Origin of the sequence: Pseudomonas sp. CDFA 610 (assembly GCF_021147865.1) — a bacterium.
Taxonomy (GTDB): Bacteria; Pseudomonadota; Gammaproteobacteria; order Pseudomonadales; family Pseudomonadaceae; genus Aquipseudomonas; species Aquipseudomonas alliivorans.
Genome location: NZ_JAGTPM010000002.1, coordinates 53,284 through 68,303, shown reverse-complemented (window position 1 = coordinate 68,303; position 15,020 = coordinate 53,284). Strand labels below are relative to the sequence as shown.

The 15,020-nt window shown below is 61.1% G+C and carries 13 protein-coding genes; all 13 read left to right on the top strand.

Features of this window, described 5'->3' with window-relative positions:
* Positions 1-60: 60 nt before the first annotated feature.
* Entirely contained in the window at positions 61-2,016 is a 1,956-nt protein-coding gene (gene acs / locus KDX39_RS03445) for an acetate--CoA ligase (protein WP_231659397.1), read from the top strand.
* 653 nt (positions 2,017-2,669) lie between these two features.
* Positions 2,670-3,446, top strand: a complete 777-nt coding sequence (locus KDX39_RS03440) for an ABC transporter substrate-binding protein (RefSeq protein ID WP_099228294.1) — start codon at positions 2,670-2,672, stop codon at positions 3,444-3,446.
* Positions 3,447-3,532: 86 nt separating this feature from the next.
* On the top strand, positions 3,533-4,222 hold the full coding sequence (locus KDX39_RS03435; protein ID WP_099228523.1) for an ABC transporter permease: 690 nt from the start codon (positions 3,533-3,535) through the stop codon (positions 4,220-4,222).
* Positions 4,219-4,917, top strand: a complete 699-nt coding sequence (locus KDX39_RS03430) for an ABC transporter permease (RefSeq protein ID WP_099228295.1) — start codon at positions 4,219-4,221, stop codon at positions 4,915-4,917. Before KDX39_RS03435 ends, KDX39_RS03430 begins: the two co-directional genes overlap by 4 nt.
* A 1-nt stretch (position 4,918) precedes the next feature.
* A complete protein-coding gene (locus KDX39_RS03425; protein ID WP_231659396.1) occupies positions 4,919-6,031 on the top strand; it encodes a succinylglutamate desuccinylase/aspartoacylase family protein in 1,113 nt (370 codons plus the stop codon).
* A gap of 22 nt (positions 6,032-6,053) precedes the next feature.
* Positions 6,054-6,818 (top strand): ABC transporter ATP-binding protein, encoded by a 765-nt coding sequence (locus KDX39_RS03420; protein ID WP_099228297.1) that lies wholly within the window; start codon positions 6,054-6,056, stop codon positions 6,816-6,818.
* Positions 6,819-6,953: 135 nt separating this feature from the next.
* Positions 6,954-7,937, top strand: coding sequence for a transcriptional regulator ArgR (argR, locus tag KDX39_RS03415; protein WP_180274327.1), 984 nt, complete (start codon positions 6,954-6,956; stop codon positions 7,935-7,937).
* Between the two features lie 393 nt (positions 7,938-8,330).
* On the top strand, positions 8,331-9,548 hold the full coding sequence (locus KDX39_RS03410; RefSeq protein WP_231659395.1) for an aspartate aminotransferase family protein: 1,218 nt from the start codon (positions 8,331-8,333) through the stop codon (positions 9,546-9,548).
* Positions 9,549-9,680: 132 nt separating this feature from the next.
* Positions 9,681-10,724, top strand: coding sequence for an arginine/ornithine succinyltransferase subunit alpha (aruF, locus tag KDX39_RS03405; protein WP_099228300.1), 1,044 nt, complete (start codon positions 9,681-9,683; stop codon positions 10,722-10,724).
* Positions 10,725-10,786: 62 nt separating this feature from the next.
* Entirely contained in the window at positions 10,787-11,812 is a 1,026-nt protein-coding gene (gene astA / locus KDX39_RS03400; protein ID WP_231659394.1) for an arginine N-succinyltransferase, read from the top strand.
* Entirely contained in the window at positions 11,809-13,278 is a 1,470-nt protein-coding gene (gene astD, locus KDX39_RS03395) for a succinylglutamate-semialdehyde dehydrogenase (protein ID WP_231659650.1), read from the top strand. The genes astA and astD overlap by 4 nt, the downstream gene beginning before the upstream one ends.
* 48 nt (positions 13,279-13,326) lie before the next feature.
* On the top strand, positions 13,327-14,673 hold the full coding sequence (gene astB, locus KDX39_RS03390) for an N-succinylarginine dihydrolase (RefSeq protein ID WP_231659393.1): 1,347 nt from the start codon (positions 13,327-13,329) through the stop codon (positions 14,671-14,673).
* A 59-nt stretch (positions 14,674-14,732) separates the two neighbouring features.
* A complete protein-coding gene (locus tag KDX39_RS03385) occupies positions 14,733-15,020 on the top strand; it encodes a hypothetical protein (protein ID WP_004886111.1) in 288 nt (95 codons plus the stop codon).

The following is a 15,020-nucleotide window of genomic DNA, read 5'->3' as shown; positions in this document are numbered from 1 at the left end:
TCAGGTAGGTCGGGATACAACGGACTCATAAAACAACAACTATCCACCGAGGTAACCAAGATGAGTGCAGCTTCCCTGTACCCCGTCCGCCCAGAAGTCGCAGCGAACACGCTGACGGATGAGGCAACCTACAAGGCCATGTACCAGCAGTCGGTGGTCAACCCCGATGGCTTCTGGCGTGAGCAGGCCAAGCGCCTCGACTGGATCAAGCCCTTCACAAACGTCAAACAGACCTCCTTCGACGATCACCGCGTCGACATCAAATGGTTCGCCGACGGCACGCTGAACGTGGCCTATAACTGCCTGGACCGTCATCTTGAAGAGCGCGGCGACAGCATCGCGATCATCTGGGAAGGCGACGATCCGTCCGAACACCGTGAAATCACCTACCGCGAACTGCACGCCGAAGTCTGCAAGTTTGCCAACGCCTTGCGCGGCCAGGACGTGCACCGTGGCGACGTGGTGACTATCTACATGCCAATGATCCCCGAGGCTGTGGTCGCCATGCTGGCGTGCGCCCGGATCGGAGCGATTCACTCGGTGGTGTTCGGCGGTTTCTCGCCGGAAGCGCTGGCCGGCCGCATCATCGATTGCAGTTCCAAAGTGGTCATCACCGCTGACGAAGGCCTGCGAGGCGGCAAGAAAACCCCGCTCAAGGCCAACGTCGACCGCGCCCTGACCAACCCGGAAACCAGCAGCGTGCAGAAGGTTATTGTCTGCAAGCGCACCGGTGGCGAGATCGAGTGGAACCGTCACCGGGACATCTGGTATCACGCGTTGCTGGAAGTGGCATCAAGCACCTGCGCGCCGAAAGAAATGGGCGCAGAGGAATCGCTGTTCATCCTTTACACCTCCGGTTCCACCGGCAAGCCCAAGGGCGTGTTGCATACCACGGCCGGTTATCTGCTCTACGCGGCACTGACTCACGAGCGCGTGTTCGATTACAAGCCAGGCGAGATCTACTGGTGCACCGCGGATGTGGGCTGGGTCACCGGCCACAGCTACATTGTTTACGGCCCGCTGGCCAATGGCGCCACCACACTGCTGTTCGAAGGCGTTCCGAACTACCCGGACATCACCCGCGTGTCGAAAATCATCGACAAGCACAAGGTCAACATCCTCTACACCGCACCGACCGCCATTCGGGCCATGATGGCCGAGGGCACGCGTTCGGTTGAAGGCGCTGACGGTTCCAGCCTGCGCCTGCTGGGTTCGGTGGGCGAGCCAATCAATCCGGAGGCATGGGGTTGGTACTACGACACCGTGGGCAAGAAAAACTGCCCGATCGTCGATACCTGGTGGCAGACCGAGACTGGCGGCATTCTTATCAGCCCGCTGCCAGGTGCGACCGCGCTGAAGCCTGGTTCGGCAACGCGTCCGTTCTTTGGTGTGATTCCGGCGCTGGTGGACAACCTGGGCAACCTGATCGAAGGCGCAGCCGAAGGCAATCTGGTGATTCTCGATTCCTGGCCGGGCCAGTCGCGCTCCCTGTACGGCGATCACGACCGCTTCGTCGATACCTACTTCAAGACGTTCCGTGGCATGTACTTCACTGGTGACGGTGCGCGTCGTGACGAGGACGGTTACTACTGGATTACCGGTCGCGTGGACGACGTACTCAACGTCTCCGGCCACCGTATGGGGACTGCCGAAATCGAAAGTGCGATGGTCGCGCACCCGAAAGTCGCCGAAGCGGCTGTGGTCGGTGTGCCGCATGACCTGAAAGGGCAGGGCATCTATGTATACGTCACGCTCAACGCCGGTGAAACGGCTGACGAAGCGCTGCGTGTCGAACTGCGCAACTGGGTGCGCAAGGAAATCGGTCCGATTGCCTCGCCGGACTTCATCCAGTGGGCGCCGGGCCTGCCGAAAACCCGCTCGGGCAAAATCATGCGCCGCATCCTGCGCAAGATCGCGACCGGCGAGTACGACGCCTTGGGCGACATCTCCACCCTGGCCGATCCGGGCGTCGTGCAGCACCTGATCGACACTCACAAGACCATGAGCGCTGCCTGACAGGCAGTCCTGCTCAATTTTGGTCCATTCCCGCGCGCCTGCGCGGGAATGCCTACCGCAACCCTCGTGTTCCCAGCGGCGCGGCGCACTTCAGTGATACTTCCCACTCCGCGCTCATCGTTCTGCACAAGTCTTGCTGTCACCAACGGGCTGTGGGTATGCCTTCAGTCGCTTGGCATTGATTTGCGTAGCGTCGAATATTCCGGCCGGGATATATCGACCTGTTACGTGTCTACCCGCCGTTTCTTCCGCCTGCTTCCTTGTGGGACATTCGTTCCGTTATTTGTAGGAATAAGCTGATCCCCAAGGCTGCTCTCCGAATCGATCACACGCTGGGCTTGCCGGATTAGAAGGCTTTGCCAATAATGGGCGCGCTTTTTGCCGCTTCAACAGGTTGAGCCTGTATTGCTGGATCACGGGATTCCAGCTTCGTCAACAGGGGTGGGGTGCTTTTCAGGCGCTTCTGTAACTTGTTGTCGCATTGAAGAAATATCGACTTCGAGCCTGTCGTTAAAATGCCCCTCACTCGTCAGAGGCCGGTGACCCGAAACACGGTATCGGATGCCTGATGTCGCTCTCTCTGGATGGTCCTTTCGCATAATGGGCGCTGCCCACTCTGCCACTTGTCGTGCTTTACCGATGGAGTTCTGTAAATGAAAAAGCTCATGCTTATTGGCGCGCTGGCGTTGTCCGTGCTTGCCCAGCCGACATTCGCTGACGAAAAGCCGCTGAAAATCGGTATTGAAGCCGCGTACCCTCCGTTTGCCTCCAAGGCACCGGACGGCAGCATCGTCGGTTTCGACTACGACATCGGCAACGCGCTGTGTGAAGAAATGAAAGCCAAGTGCACGTGGGTCGAGCAGGAATTCGACGGCCTGATCCCTGCGCTGAAAGTCCGCAAGATCGACGCGATCCTGTCTTCGATGTCCATCACCGAAGACCGCAAGAAGTCCGTGGACTTCACCGGCAAGTACTACAATTCCCCGGCTCGTCTGGTCATGAAGGAAGGCACCACGGTCAGCGACAACCTGGCTGAGCTCAAGGGCAAGAAGATCGGCGTGCAGCGTGGTTCGATCCATGAGCGCTTCGCTCGTGAAACGCTGGCGCCTCTGGGTGTCGAAGTGACGCCATACGGTTCGCAGAACGAAATCTATCTGGACATCGGTGCCGGACGTCTGGACGGCACAGTGGCTGACGCGACCCTGCTGCAGGACGGCTTCCTGAAAACCGACGCTGGCAAAGGCTATGCATTCGTCGGCCCGTCGTTCACTGACCCGAAATACTTCGGCGACGGCATCGGCATCGCTGTGCGCAAGGGCGACAAGGCCAACCTTGACCGCATCAATGCCGCCATTGCTGCAATCCGTGCCAACGGCAAGTACAAGGCAATCCAGGACAAATACTTCGACTTCGACATCTACGGCAAATAAAACTGCCGCAGGGTACTGACCGAAATGGCGCAAACAGACTCGCTGGCTTGCGCCATTTTTTATTCCACGCTTGAGGACCGCACATGATGTTGAAAGGCTACGGGGCTGTGATCCTCGAAGGTGCCTGGCTGACGTTGCAGTTGGCGCTGTCATCGATGGCCCTGGCGATCGTTCTCGGTCTGATCGGCGTGGCGCTTCGTCTGTCGCCGGTGCGCTGGCTGGCCTGGATGGGCGATCTGTACAGCACCGTGATCCGTGGTATTCCCGATCTGGTTCTGATTCTGCTGATTTTCTATGGCGGTCAGGATCTGCTCAATCGTGTCGCGCCGATGCTGGGTTTTGAGGATTACATCGATCTCGACCCGTTCGCGGCCGGTATCTGCACACTGGGCTTCATTTTTGGCGCTTACCTGTCCGAGACGTTCCGTGGCGCGTTCATGGCCATCCCCAAGGGGCAGGCCGAGGCTGGCATGGCGTATGGCATGAGCAGCGGCAAAGTGTTTTTCCGCATATTGGTGCCGCAGATGATCCGTCTGGCGATTCCCGGTTTCACCAATAACTGGCTGGTACTGACCAAGGCCACCGCGCTGATTTCCGTGGTCGGTCTGCAGGACATGATGTTCAAGGCCAAGCAGGCGGCCGATGCCACCCGCGAACCCTTCACCTTTTTTCTCGCGGTCGCAGCGATGTACCTGGTGATTACCAGCGTTTCGCTGCTGGCCCTGCGTTATCTGGAAAAACGCTACTCCGTAGGCGTCAGGGCGGCTGACCTATGATCTTCGACTACAACGTCATCTGGGAAAGCCTGCCGCTGTACTTCGGCGGTCTGCTGGTGACCCTCAAGCTGCTGGCGATTTCCCTGGGCTTCGGTCTGCTCGCGGCCTTGCCGCTGGGCCTGATGCGGGTGTCTAAAAATCCGTGGGTGAACATGCCGGCCTGGCTGTACACCTACGTGATTCGCGGCACGCCGATGCTGGTGCAGCTGTTTCTGATCTATTACGGCCTGGCTCAATTCGAAGCCGTGCGCGAAAGTTTTCTGTGGCCATGGCTGTCCAGCGCGACGTTTTGTGCGTGTCTGGCCTTCGCCGTGAATACCAGCGCCTACACCGCCGAGATCATTGCAGGCAGCCTCAAGGCAACGCCTGCCGGTGAAATCGAAGCGGCGCGGGCGATGGGCATGTCGCGCACGAAAATGTACCGCCGCATTCTGCTGCCCTCGGCCTTGCGCCGGGCGCTGCCGCAGTACAGCAACGAAGTGATCATGATGCTGCAGACCACCAGTCTGGCGTCCATCGTGACCCTGATCGATATCACCGGCGCGGCCCGTACGGTCAACGCCCAGTTCTACCTGCCTTTCGAGGCGTACATCACCGCAGGCGTTTTCTATCTGTGCCTGACATTCATTCTGGTGCGACTGTTCAAGATGGCCGAACGTCGCTGGCTGGGCTACATGGCCCCACGGAAGGTCTGAAATGCAAAGAGTCGATCACTTATTGCCGTGGAGTACCCTCGGCACCCAGCGCCATCTCAGCGTGTTCAGTTTTGGTTCCGGCGAGCGCAAGGCCTACATTCAGGCCAGTCTGCACGCCGATGAACTGCCGGGCATGCGCACTGCGTGGGAGCTGAAGAAACGCCTCACCGAGCTTGAGCGGCAGGGCGCGCTCAAAGGTGTCATCGAACTGGTCCCGGTTGCCAACCCGCTGGGCCTGGGCCAGTTGTTGCAAGGCGCGCACCAGGGGCGTTTCGAGTTCGGCAGCGGCAAGAACTTCAACCGCGACTTCACTGAATTGAGCGAACCGGTTGCCGAATGGCTGGAAGGGCAGTTGGGCGACGATCCGCGTGCCAATACCCGGTTGATTCGTCAAGCCATGAGCACCGTGCTCGAGCGTCTGCCTGCGCCGCAATGCGAGTTGCAGGGCATGCAACGGATTCTGCTCAAGCACGCCTGCGTGGCTGACGTGGTGCTGGATCTGCACTGTGACGCGGATGCTGCGCTGCACATGTACGCCTTGCCCCAGCACTGGCCGCAGTGGCGTTCGTTGGCGGCGCACCTGAACGTCAAGGTCGGGTTGCTGGCCGAAGATTCGGGCGGCAGCTCGTTCGACGAAGCCTGTTCGCTGCCGTGGCTGCGATTATCGCGGATCTTCCCGCAGGCGCAGATTCCGCTCGCCTGTCTGGCGACCACCATCGAGCTGGGCGGTCAGGCCGACACTGGCAAGCCTGAAGCCCAGGCCCATGCCGAAGGCATTCTGGCGTTTCTGGCCGAGCAGGGTTTTATCAGTGGCGACTGGCCTCAGCCCGCGCACCAGGCTTGCGAAGGCATGCCGTTCGAAGGCACGGAGCTGCTCTACGCGCCTCATCCCGGTGTGGTGACGTTCCTGCGTGCCCCTGGTGTGTGGGTCGAGCCCGGCGAACCACTGTTCGAAGTCATCGATCCGCTGTCCGATCAGGTCAGCACCATTTGCGCGAATACTGCCGGTGTGCTGTTTGCCATCGAGCGGCTTCGCTACGCTCAACCCGGTTTCTGGCTGGCCAAAGTGGCGGGGCGCACGGCGCTGCGCCAGGGACGCCTGCTCAGTGATTGATCGTTCCGTGAGAAACCAAAGCATGAACAAACTGGAAGTCCAGGACCTGCACAAGCGGTATGGCAGCCACGAAGTGATCAAGGGCGTGTCCCTGACGGCCAGCGCTGGCGATGTGATCAGCATCATCGGCTCCAGCGGCTCGGGCAAAAGCACGTTCCTGCGTTGCATCAACCTGCTCGAACAGCCCCATGCCGGCAGGATCCTGCTCAACGGTGAAGAACTGAAGCTGGTCCCGAACAAGGACGGTGGCCTGAAAGCGGCGGACGGCAAGCAGCTGCAGCGCATGCGCTCGCGCCTTTCCATGGTGTTCCAGCATTTCAATCTGTGGTCACACATGACCGCTATGCAGAACATCATCGAAGCGCCGGTGCATGTGCTGGGCGTTCCGAAGAAGGAAGCGCTGGAGAAGGCCGAGTACTACCTGGCCAAGGTCGGCGTCGGACACCGCAAGGATGCCTATCCGGGGCACATGTCCGGTGGCGAGCAGCAGCGCGTGGCAATTGCCCGTGCGCTGGCCATGGAGCCTGAAGTGATGCTGTTCGATGAGCCGACTTCGGCGCTCGACCCGGAACTGGTCGGCGATGTGCTCAAGGTCATGCAGGGGCTGGCGCAGGAAGGCCGGACCATGGTGGTGGTGACTCACGAAATGGGCTTTGCCCGCGAAGTCTCCAACCAGTTGGTATTCCTGCATCAGGGCGTGGTACTGGAGCGCGGCGACCCGCGTGAGGTGCTGGCTAACCCGCAGACCGAACGCCTGCAGCAGTTTCTGTCTGGCAGCTTGAAGTGATGAGCGGCACCGCCCCGGCGGTGCCTTTTTGCAGTAGAACAGGGCATGCTGCGCGACACGCGACATGACCTGGAGATTCCAGATCGAGCCTGTCAATGGGCTTGGCTTTTGCGGCGATACGTATCGGATGTCCCAATGACTGCCCATCGAATAGGTTTCCTTGTCTGGCCTGGCACCAAAGCCCTGACCCTGGCGCTCGCCGAGGAAGCCTTGCGCGTGGCCCAGCGCGTGCACCCTGAAGTAGTCTATGAACTGTCGTTTCTGCAGGTCGAGCCTGCCGTCGCCGATGGCGGCTGGCAATTGCCGGGCGACCCCTGGGCCGGGCGTCTGGATGGGCTGCACAAGCTGTTTCTGCTGGCCGATGAACCTCCAGCCCCGGTTGCATCGGTGCTGGGCAGTGCGCTCAAGCAACTGGTGCGTGCCGGCTGCTCGATCGGCGGTCTGTCGGCAGGCGTTTACCCGCTGGCGCAACTCGGGCTGCTCGACGGCTATCGCGCCGCCGTCCACTGGCGCTGGCAGGACGATTTCAGCGAGCGCTTCCCGAAAGTCATTGCCACCAGTCACTTGTTCGACTGGGACCGCGACCGCTTGACGGCCTGCGGCGGCATGTCGGTGCTCGACCTTTTGCTGGCGGTACTGTCCCGTGATCATGGCGCGGAGCTGGCGGGGGCAGTGTCCGAAGAGCTGGTGGTGGAGCGTATTCGCGAGGGCGGTGAGCGTCAGCGCATTCCGTTGCAGAATCGACTGGGCTCCAGCCATCCGAAGCTCACCCAGGCGGTGCTGCTGATGGAAGCCAACATCGAAGAGCCCCTGACCACCGATGAGATTGCCCAGCATGTCTGCGTGTCGCGTCGTCAACTGGAGCGCATCTTCAAGCAGTACCTCAATCGCGTCCCCAGTCAGTACTACCTGGAACTGCGCCTGAACAAGGCGCGCCAGATGCTGATGCAGACCAGCAAATCGATCATCCAGATCGGCCTGTCCTGCGGGTTTTCCTCCGGGCCGCACTTCTCCAGCGCCTACCGCAACTTCTTCGGCGCCACGCCTCGTGAAGACCGCAACCAGCGACGCAGCAGCAGCCCGTTCGAACTTTCGCCGGTCCCGGCCGAGCGCGGCTGAGCGTTCAAGCATAACCTGTCAAGGACGCACTGTTTTCTGTTGGGGGAGCGCTGTGGCGCATAAAACACCGCACTGTGGGAGGTGGCTTGCCGGCGATCCGGTTTTCAAAGTGCCATACCTGCAACTGAATAAACCCCACCGCCGGCAAGCTGCCTCTCACAACGCTGTGAATGGTGTCCGCATCGAAACGGCGCCGGGCCAGACACCCGCCCCTCAAACGGTTTAAACTGCGCCTTTGTGACGCAATATGTCGCATTGCCGAAAACCTTGAAAAAACACGGTTTTGCGCTGTAACAAGTTGTCGCCTGGCGGCAAGGTCGAAGCCGAATCTGTCCTTACAATCTTTCTATCGTTCGCCAGTTTCAGGCGGGCGTTCCTCATCAGGAGACTCCGATGTCCGTTGAGCATGCTGCGGTGCAACGCGCCGATTTCGACCAGGTAATGGTCCCCAACTACGCGCCGGCCGGGTTTATTCCCGTACGTGGCGCGGGTTCCCGAGTCTGGGACCAGGTGGGCCGTGAGCTGGTGGATTTTTCGGGCGGGATCGCCGTCAACGTCCTGGGCCACTGCCATCCGGCGCTGGTCGGTGCCTTGACCGAGCAGGCCAACAACCTGTGGCATGTGTCGAACGTGTTCACCAACGAGCCGACGTTGCGTCTGGCCAAAAAGCTGGTGGATGCGACCTTCGCCGATCGCGTGTTCTTCTGTAACTCCGGTGCCGAAGCCAACGAGGCCGCTTTCAAGCTGGCCCGTCGTGTGGCCCATGATCTGTATGGTCCGGAGAAGTACGAAATCATCGCTGCGGTGAACAGTTTTCACGGTCGCACGCTGTTTACCGTGAGCGTCGGTGGTCAGCCGAAGTATTCCGACGGTTTCGGCCCCAAGATCACCGGCATCACCCATGTGCCGTACAACGATCTCGATGCGCTGAAAGCGGCAGTCTCCGACAAGACTTGCGCGGTGGTGCTGGAGCCGATTCAGGGCGAGGGCGGTGTGCTGCCCGGCGAGCTGGAATACCTGCAGGGCGCGCGCACGCTGTGCGACGAGCACAAGGCGCTGCTGGTGTTCGACGAAGTGCAGAGCGGCATGGGTCGTAGCGGCCATCTGTTTGCCTACATGCACTACGGCGTGACCCCGGACATTCTTTCCAGCGCCAAGAGCATTGGCGGCGGCTTCCCGCTGGCGGCCATGCTGACCACCGACAAGCTGGCCAAACACCTGGCTGTCGGCGTACACGGCACCACTTATGGCGGCAATCCCCTGGCCTGCGCTGTGGGCGAGGCGGTGATCGACGTCGTCAACACTCCTGAAGTGCTGGCGGGAGTCAAGGCCAAGCACGAGCGCTTCAAGACCCGTCTGGAAAAGATCGGCCAGCAATACGGCGTGTTTACCCAGGTTCGTGGTCTGGGTCTGCTGATCGGTTGTGTGCTGTCCGATGCCTGGAAAGGCAAGGCCAAGGACTTCTTCAATGCGGCCGAGTCCCAGGACCTGATGATTCTGCAGGCAGGTCCTGACGTGATTCGTTTCGCGCCAAGTCTGGTGATCGAAGACGCCGACATCGACGAAGGCCTGAACCGCTTCGAGCGCGCTGTCGCCAAGCTGACGTCCTGATTCAACGCGTTATCTGCCGGTGTTCGCCAAGGCGGGCACCGGCCTCTTTTCGGCACCCTGCGGGCATGACGTCGCGTGGTGCTTTTTTTAGTGCCGGTCGTTCCGGTCTGTGGATCTACAAGGAGTGGCACCATGCTGGTGATGCGCCCCGCGCAAATGGCTGATCTGGCCGAGGTTCAACGCCTCGCCGCCGACAGCCCGATTGGTGTCACGTCCTTGCCCGACGATGCTGGCCGCCTGAGCGACAAGATCGGCTCTTCGGAGGCCTCGTTCGCCGCAGAGGTCAGTTTCAATGGCGAAGAGACGTACTTCTTCGTGCTGGAAGACAGCGAGAGCGGACAACTGGTGGGCTGTTCGGGCATCGTCGCATCGGCCGGTTACTCCGAGCCGTTCTACAGCTTTCGCAACGAGACTTTTGTGCATGCGTCTCGCGAGCTGAAGATCCACAACAAGATTCACGTGCTGTCGCAGTGTCACGACCTCACCGGCAACAGCCTGCTGACCAGCTTTTACGTGGTGCCCGAACTGGTCGGCACGCCATGGTCGGAACTCAATTCCCGTGGCCGCCTGCTGTTCGTCGCCAGCCATCCTGAACGCTTCGCCGACTCGGTGGTGACCGAGATCGTCGGCTACAGCGATGAAAATGGCGACTCGCCGTTCTGGGACGCCATCGGTCGCAACTTCTTCGACCTCAACTACGCAGCTGCCGAGCGCCTGTGCGGGCTGAAAAGCCGGACCTTTCTGGCCGAGCTGATGCCGCATTACCCGATCTACGTGCCGCTGCTGCCCGACGAGGCGCAGGAAGCCATGGGGCAGGTCCATCCGCGTGCGCAGATCACATTCGACATCCTGATGCGCGAGGGCTTCGAAACCGATCACTACATCGACATTTTCGACGGTGGCCCGACCCTTCACGCACGGGTCTCCGGCATTCGTTCGATTGCCCAGAGCCGTCTGGTGCCGGTCAAGATCGAAGCCGGTGCCAACAGCGGCAATGCCAGCGATGTCGGCCGGGGCGGGCGTTCGTATCTGGTCGCCAATGGCCTGCTTCAGGATTACCGCGCCGTACTGCTGGAGCTGGACTGGGCGCCCGGTCGCCCGGTAGTGCTGAGCCTGCAGGCCGCCGAGGCGCTGGGTGTGGGTGAAGGTGCCAGTGTGCGGATCGTGGCGGTCTGAGCCAGACCTGCGAATGCTGATAAGCGAGTTTCGAGGCTCTTGAGAGCCGCTGAGGAGATAACATGATCGTTCGTCCCGTACGCAGCAGTGACCTGCCCGCGCTGATCGAGTTGGCGCGCAGCACCGGTGCCGGTCTGACGACCCTGCCTGCCAATGAGCAGCGCCTGGCGCATCGCGTCGGCTGGGCTGAAAAGACCTTTCGAGGCGAAGCCGAGCGGGGCGACGCGGATTACCTGTTCGTACTCGAAGACGATGAAGGGCATGTCGTCGGGATTTCGGCCATTGCCGGTGCCGTCGGCCTGCGCGAGCCCTGGTACAACTACCGGGTCGGCCTGACCGTCAGTGCTTCTCAGGAACTGAGCATCTACCGCGAGATCCCGACGCTGTTTCTGGCCAACGACCTGACCGGCAACTCGGAGCTGTGCTCCCTGTTCCTGCGCAGTGACGCACGCAACGGCCTCAACGGCCGCCTGTTGTCCAAGGCGCGCATGCTGTTCATCGCCGAATTTCCGAAGCTGTTCGGCAACAAGATCATCGCCGAGATGCGTGGCATGTCCGACGAGAGCGGACGTTCGCCGTTCTGGGAAAGCCTGGGGCGGCACTTCTTCAAGATGGAGTTCAGTCAGGCCGATTACCTGACCGGCGTCGGCAACAAGGCGTTCATCGCCGAGCTGATGCCCAAGTTTCCGCTGTACACCTGCTTTCTTTCCGAAGATGCGCGCAACGTGATCGGCCGGGTACACGCCGACACAGAGCCTGCGCTGACCATGCTCAAGGCTGAAGGCTTCAGTTATCAAGGTTACGTCGACATCTTCGACGCGGGCCCTGCCATCGAATGCGAAACCGGCAAGATCCGTGCGGTGCACGACAGTCAGGCGCTGGTCCTGGCCATCGGCACGCCGGGCGACGATGCGCCACAATTTCTGATCTATAACCGCAAGCGCGAAGACTGCCGCATCACGGTCGGCCCGGCGCGCTTTGCCGCAGGCACGCTCGTGGTCGATCCGACGACCGCCAGACGCCTGCGCATGAGCGCTGGCGACAACGTGCGGGCAGTGCCGCTGTCGGCGGCGCGGGAGGGCGTCTGATGAGTACGCTGTATATCGCAGGCACCTGGCAGGCCGGGCAAGGTGAAACGTTCACGTCGCTGAACCCTGTGACCCAGCAGGTGCTATGGTCAGGTCAGGGGGCGACGGCCGAACAGGTCGATCTGGCAGTGCAGGCTGCGCGACAGGCCTTTCCGGGCTGGGCGCGGCGCTCGTTGCAGGAACGTATCGACGTGCTCGAAGCTTTCGCGGCGCGTCTCAAGCATCACGCCGACGAGCTGGCCCGCTGCATCGGTGAGGAAACCGGCAAGCCGCTGTGGGAGTCGGCCACCGAAGTGACCACCATGATCAACAAGGTCGCCATCTCGGTGCAGAGCTATCGCGAGCGCACCGGCGAAAAAAGCGGCCCGCTGGGCGACGCGACTGCGGTGTTGCGTCACAAACCGCATGGCGCAGTTGCCGTGTTCGGCCCTTACAATTTTCCCGGTCACTTGCCCAACGGCCACATCGTGCCAGCGCTGTTGGCCGGTAATACCGTGCTGTTCAAGCCCAGCGAACTGACGCCGAAAGTGGCCGAGCTGACCGTCAAATGCTGGATCGAAGCGGGTCTGCCTGGCGGGGTTCTCAATCTGCTGCAGGGGGATCGCGAAACCGGCATCGCACTGGCGGCCAATCCGGGTATCGATGGTCTGTTCTTCACCGGTTCCAGCCGCACCGGCAATGCGCTGCATCTGCAGTTTGCAGGCCGTCCGGACAAGATCCTCGCTTTGGAAATGGGCGGCAACAACCCACTGGTGGTCGATCAGGTTCAGGACGTGGACGCGGCGGTGTACACCGTGATCCAGTCGGCCTTTATTTCTGCGGGTCAGCGCTGTACCTGTGCGCGTCGCTTGCTGGTGCCTCAAGGAGATTGGGGCGATGCCTTTCTGGCCCGGCTGGTAGCGGTCAGCGAAACCATCGAAGTCGGCTCGTTCGATCAGCAGCCTGCGCCTTTCATGGGCTCAGTGATCTCGCTGGACGCCGCGCTCGGTCTGCTGGACGCCCAGCGCATTCTGCTGGCCAAAGGCGCGGTGTCGCTGCTGGAGATGCGTCAGCCGTTGGCCCAGTCCGCCTTATTGACGCCCGGCATCATTGATGTGACGGCGGTCAGTGAGCGTTCCGACGAAGAGCTGTTCGGCCCGCTGTTGCAAGTTGTTCGCTACGCCGATTTCGACGCTGCAATCGCTGAGGCCAACGACACCCGATACGGCTTGGCTGCCGGTCTGCTGTCGGACTCCGAGGAGCGCTATCAGCAGTTCTGGCTGGAAAGTCGCGCCGGTATCGTCAACTGGAACAAGCAACTGACCGGTGCGGCCAGCAGCGCGCCGTTCGGCGGCGTGGGCGCGTCCGGCAATCATCGCGCCAGTGCGTATTACGCTGCCGATTACTGCGCGTATCCTGTGGCATCCCTTGAAACCGGCAGCCTGACGCTGCCGGCCACGCTGACTCCGGGCATCAGGCTGAGCTGACAGTGCACGAACGATTGCTTATAAAAACAGATCCACGGAGCCTTGCCGATGAAATCCTGTGAAGTGAATTTTGACGGTCTGGTCGGGCCAACCCACAACTACGGCGGGTTGTCCTACGGTAACGTTGCGTCCCAGAGCAACAGCCAGCAGTGCTCTAACCCGCGTGAGGCGGCGTTGCAAGGCCTGGCCAAAATGAAGGCTCTGATGGACCTGGGCTTCACGCAGGGTGTGCTCGCACCGCAGGAACGTCCTGACGTGGCGGGGCTGCGCCAACTGGGTTTCACCGGCACCGACCAACAGGTGATCGAGAAGGCCGCCCGGCAGGACATGCCGCTGTTGGTCGCCAGTTGCTCGGCGTCGAGCATGTGGGTCGCCAACGCGGCCACCGTCAGCCCGAGTGCCGACACGGCCGACCGCCGCGTGCATTTCACGGCCGCCAACCTCAACTGCAAATACCACCGCAGCATTGAACATCCGACTACCAGTCGCGTATTGGGCGCGATGTTCGCCGATTCGCAGCACTTTGCGCATCACGCTGCCTTGCCTGCCGTCGCCCAGTTCGGCGACGAAGGCGCGGCGAACCACACGCGGTTTTGCCGGGACTACGGCGAGGCCGGGGTGGAGTTCTTCGTGTTCGGGCGCAGCGCCTTCGACACCCGTTATCCCGCGCCGCAGAAATACCCGGCCCGGCAGACGCTGGAAGCGTCGAAAGCCGTCGCACGTCTGCACGGCCTGAGCGATGAAGGTGTGGTGTACGGCCAGCAAAACCCGTCGGTGATCGATCAGGGCGTGTTCCATAACGACGTGATCGCGGTGGGTAACGGCGAGGTGCTGTTCTATCACGAAGACGCGTTTCTTCACACCGAGTCGATGTTGAATGAACTCCGTGACAAGCTCGCCCGTGTCGGCGGCCAGTTAAGAGCGATCTGCGTGCCGCGTGCCGAGGTCTCGGTGTCCGATGCGGTGCGCTCTTACCTGTTCAACAGCCAGTTGTTGTCGCGCCCCGACGGCTCGATGCTGTTGATCGTGCCGCAGGAATGCCAGGCCAACGGCAGCGTCTGGAACTATTTGCAGCGCCTGATCACCGATGACAGCCCGGTCGCCGAGGTCAAGGTGTTCGACCTCAAGCAGAGCATGCAGAACGGTGGTGGTCCGGCCTGCCTGCGTTTGCGGGTTGCGCTCAATGAAACCGAGCTTGCCGCGATCAACCCCGGCGTGATCATGACCGCGCCGCTGTACGAAACCCTCACCCAATGGGTCGACCGCCACTACCGTGATCGCATGAGCGAAAATGACCTGGCCGATCCCCGATTGCTGACCGAATGCCGAACGGCATTGGATGAACTGACGCAAATCCTTAAACTGGGCGCCGTTTATCCTTTTCAACTTGTTTGAAACCTGCGCGCCGAGCCACTGCCCGGCGCATGATTTTCCCTCTCAAGAGTACCCCGAACATGAGCGACGCCCTGCAGTTAATCCTCGAAGACACCGATGGCACCCAGCTGGAAACTTCCTGCACCCGCGTTGCCGTCATCTGGCAGGGCAAGGAATTGTGGATTCAGCAGGACGGCCGCGGCCAGTTGCTGATCGGTGTTGATGTCGAAGAAGACGACGCCGAATACGCCAACCTGCTGCTGCGTCCATTGGCCACTAATCTGGTCAGCCTGCAGCTGGAAATGGAACCGGCCGACATGGGTGCCGAAGAAGACGGCCATGTGCACGGTCCTGACTGCAACCACTGA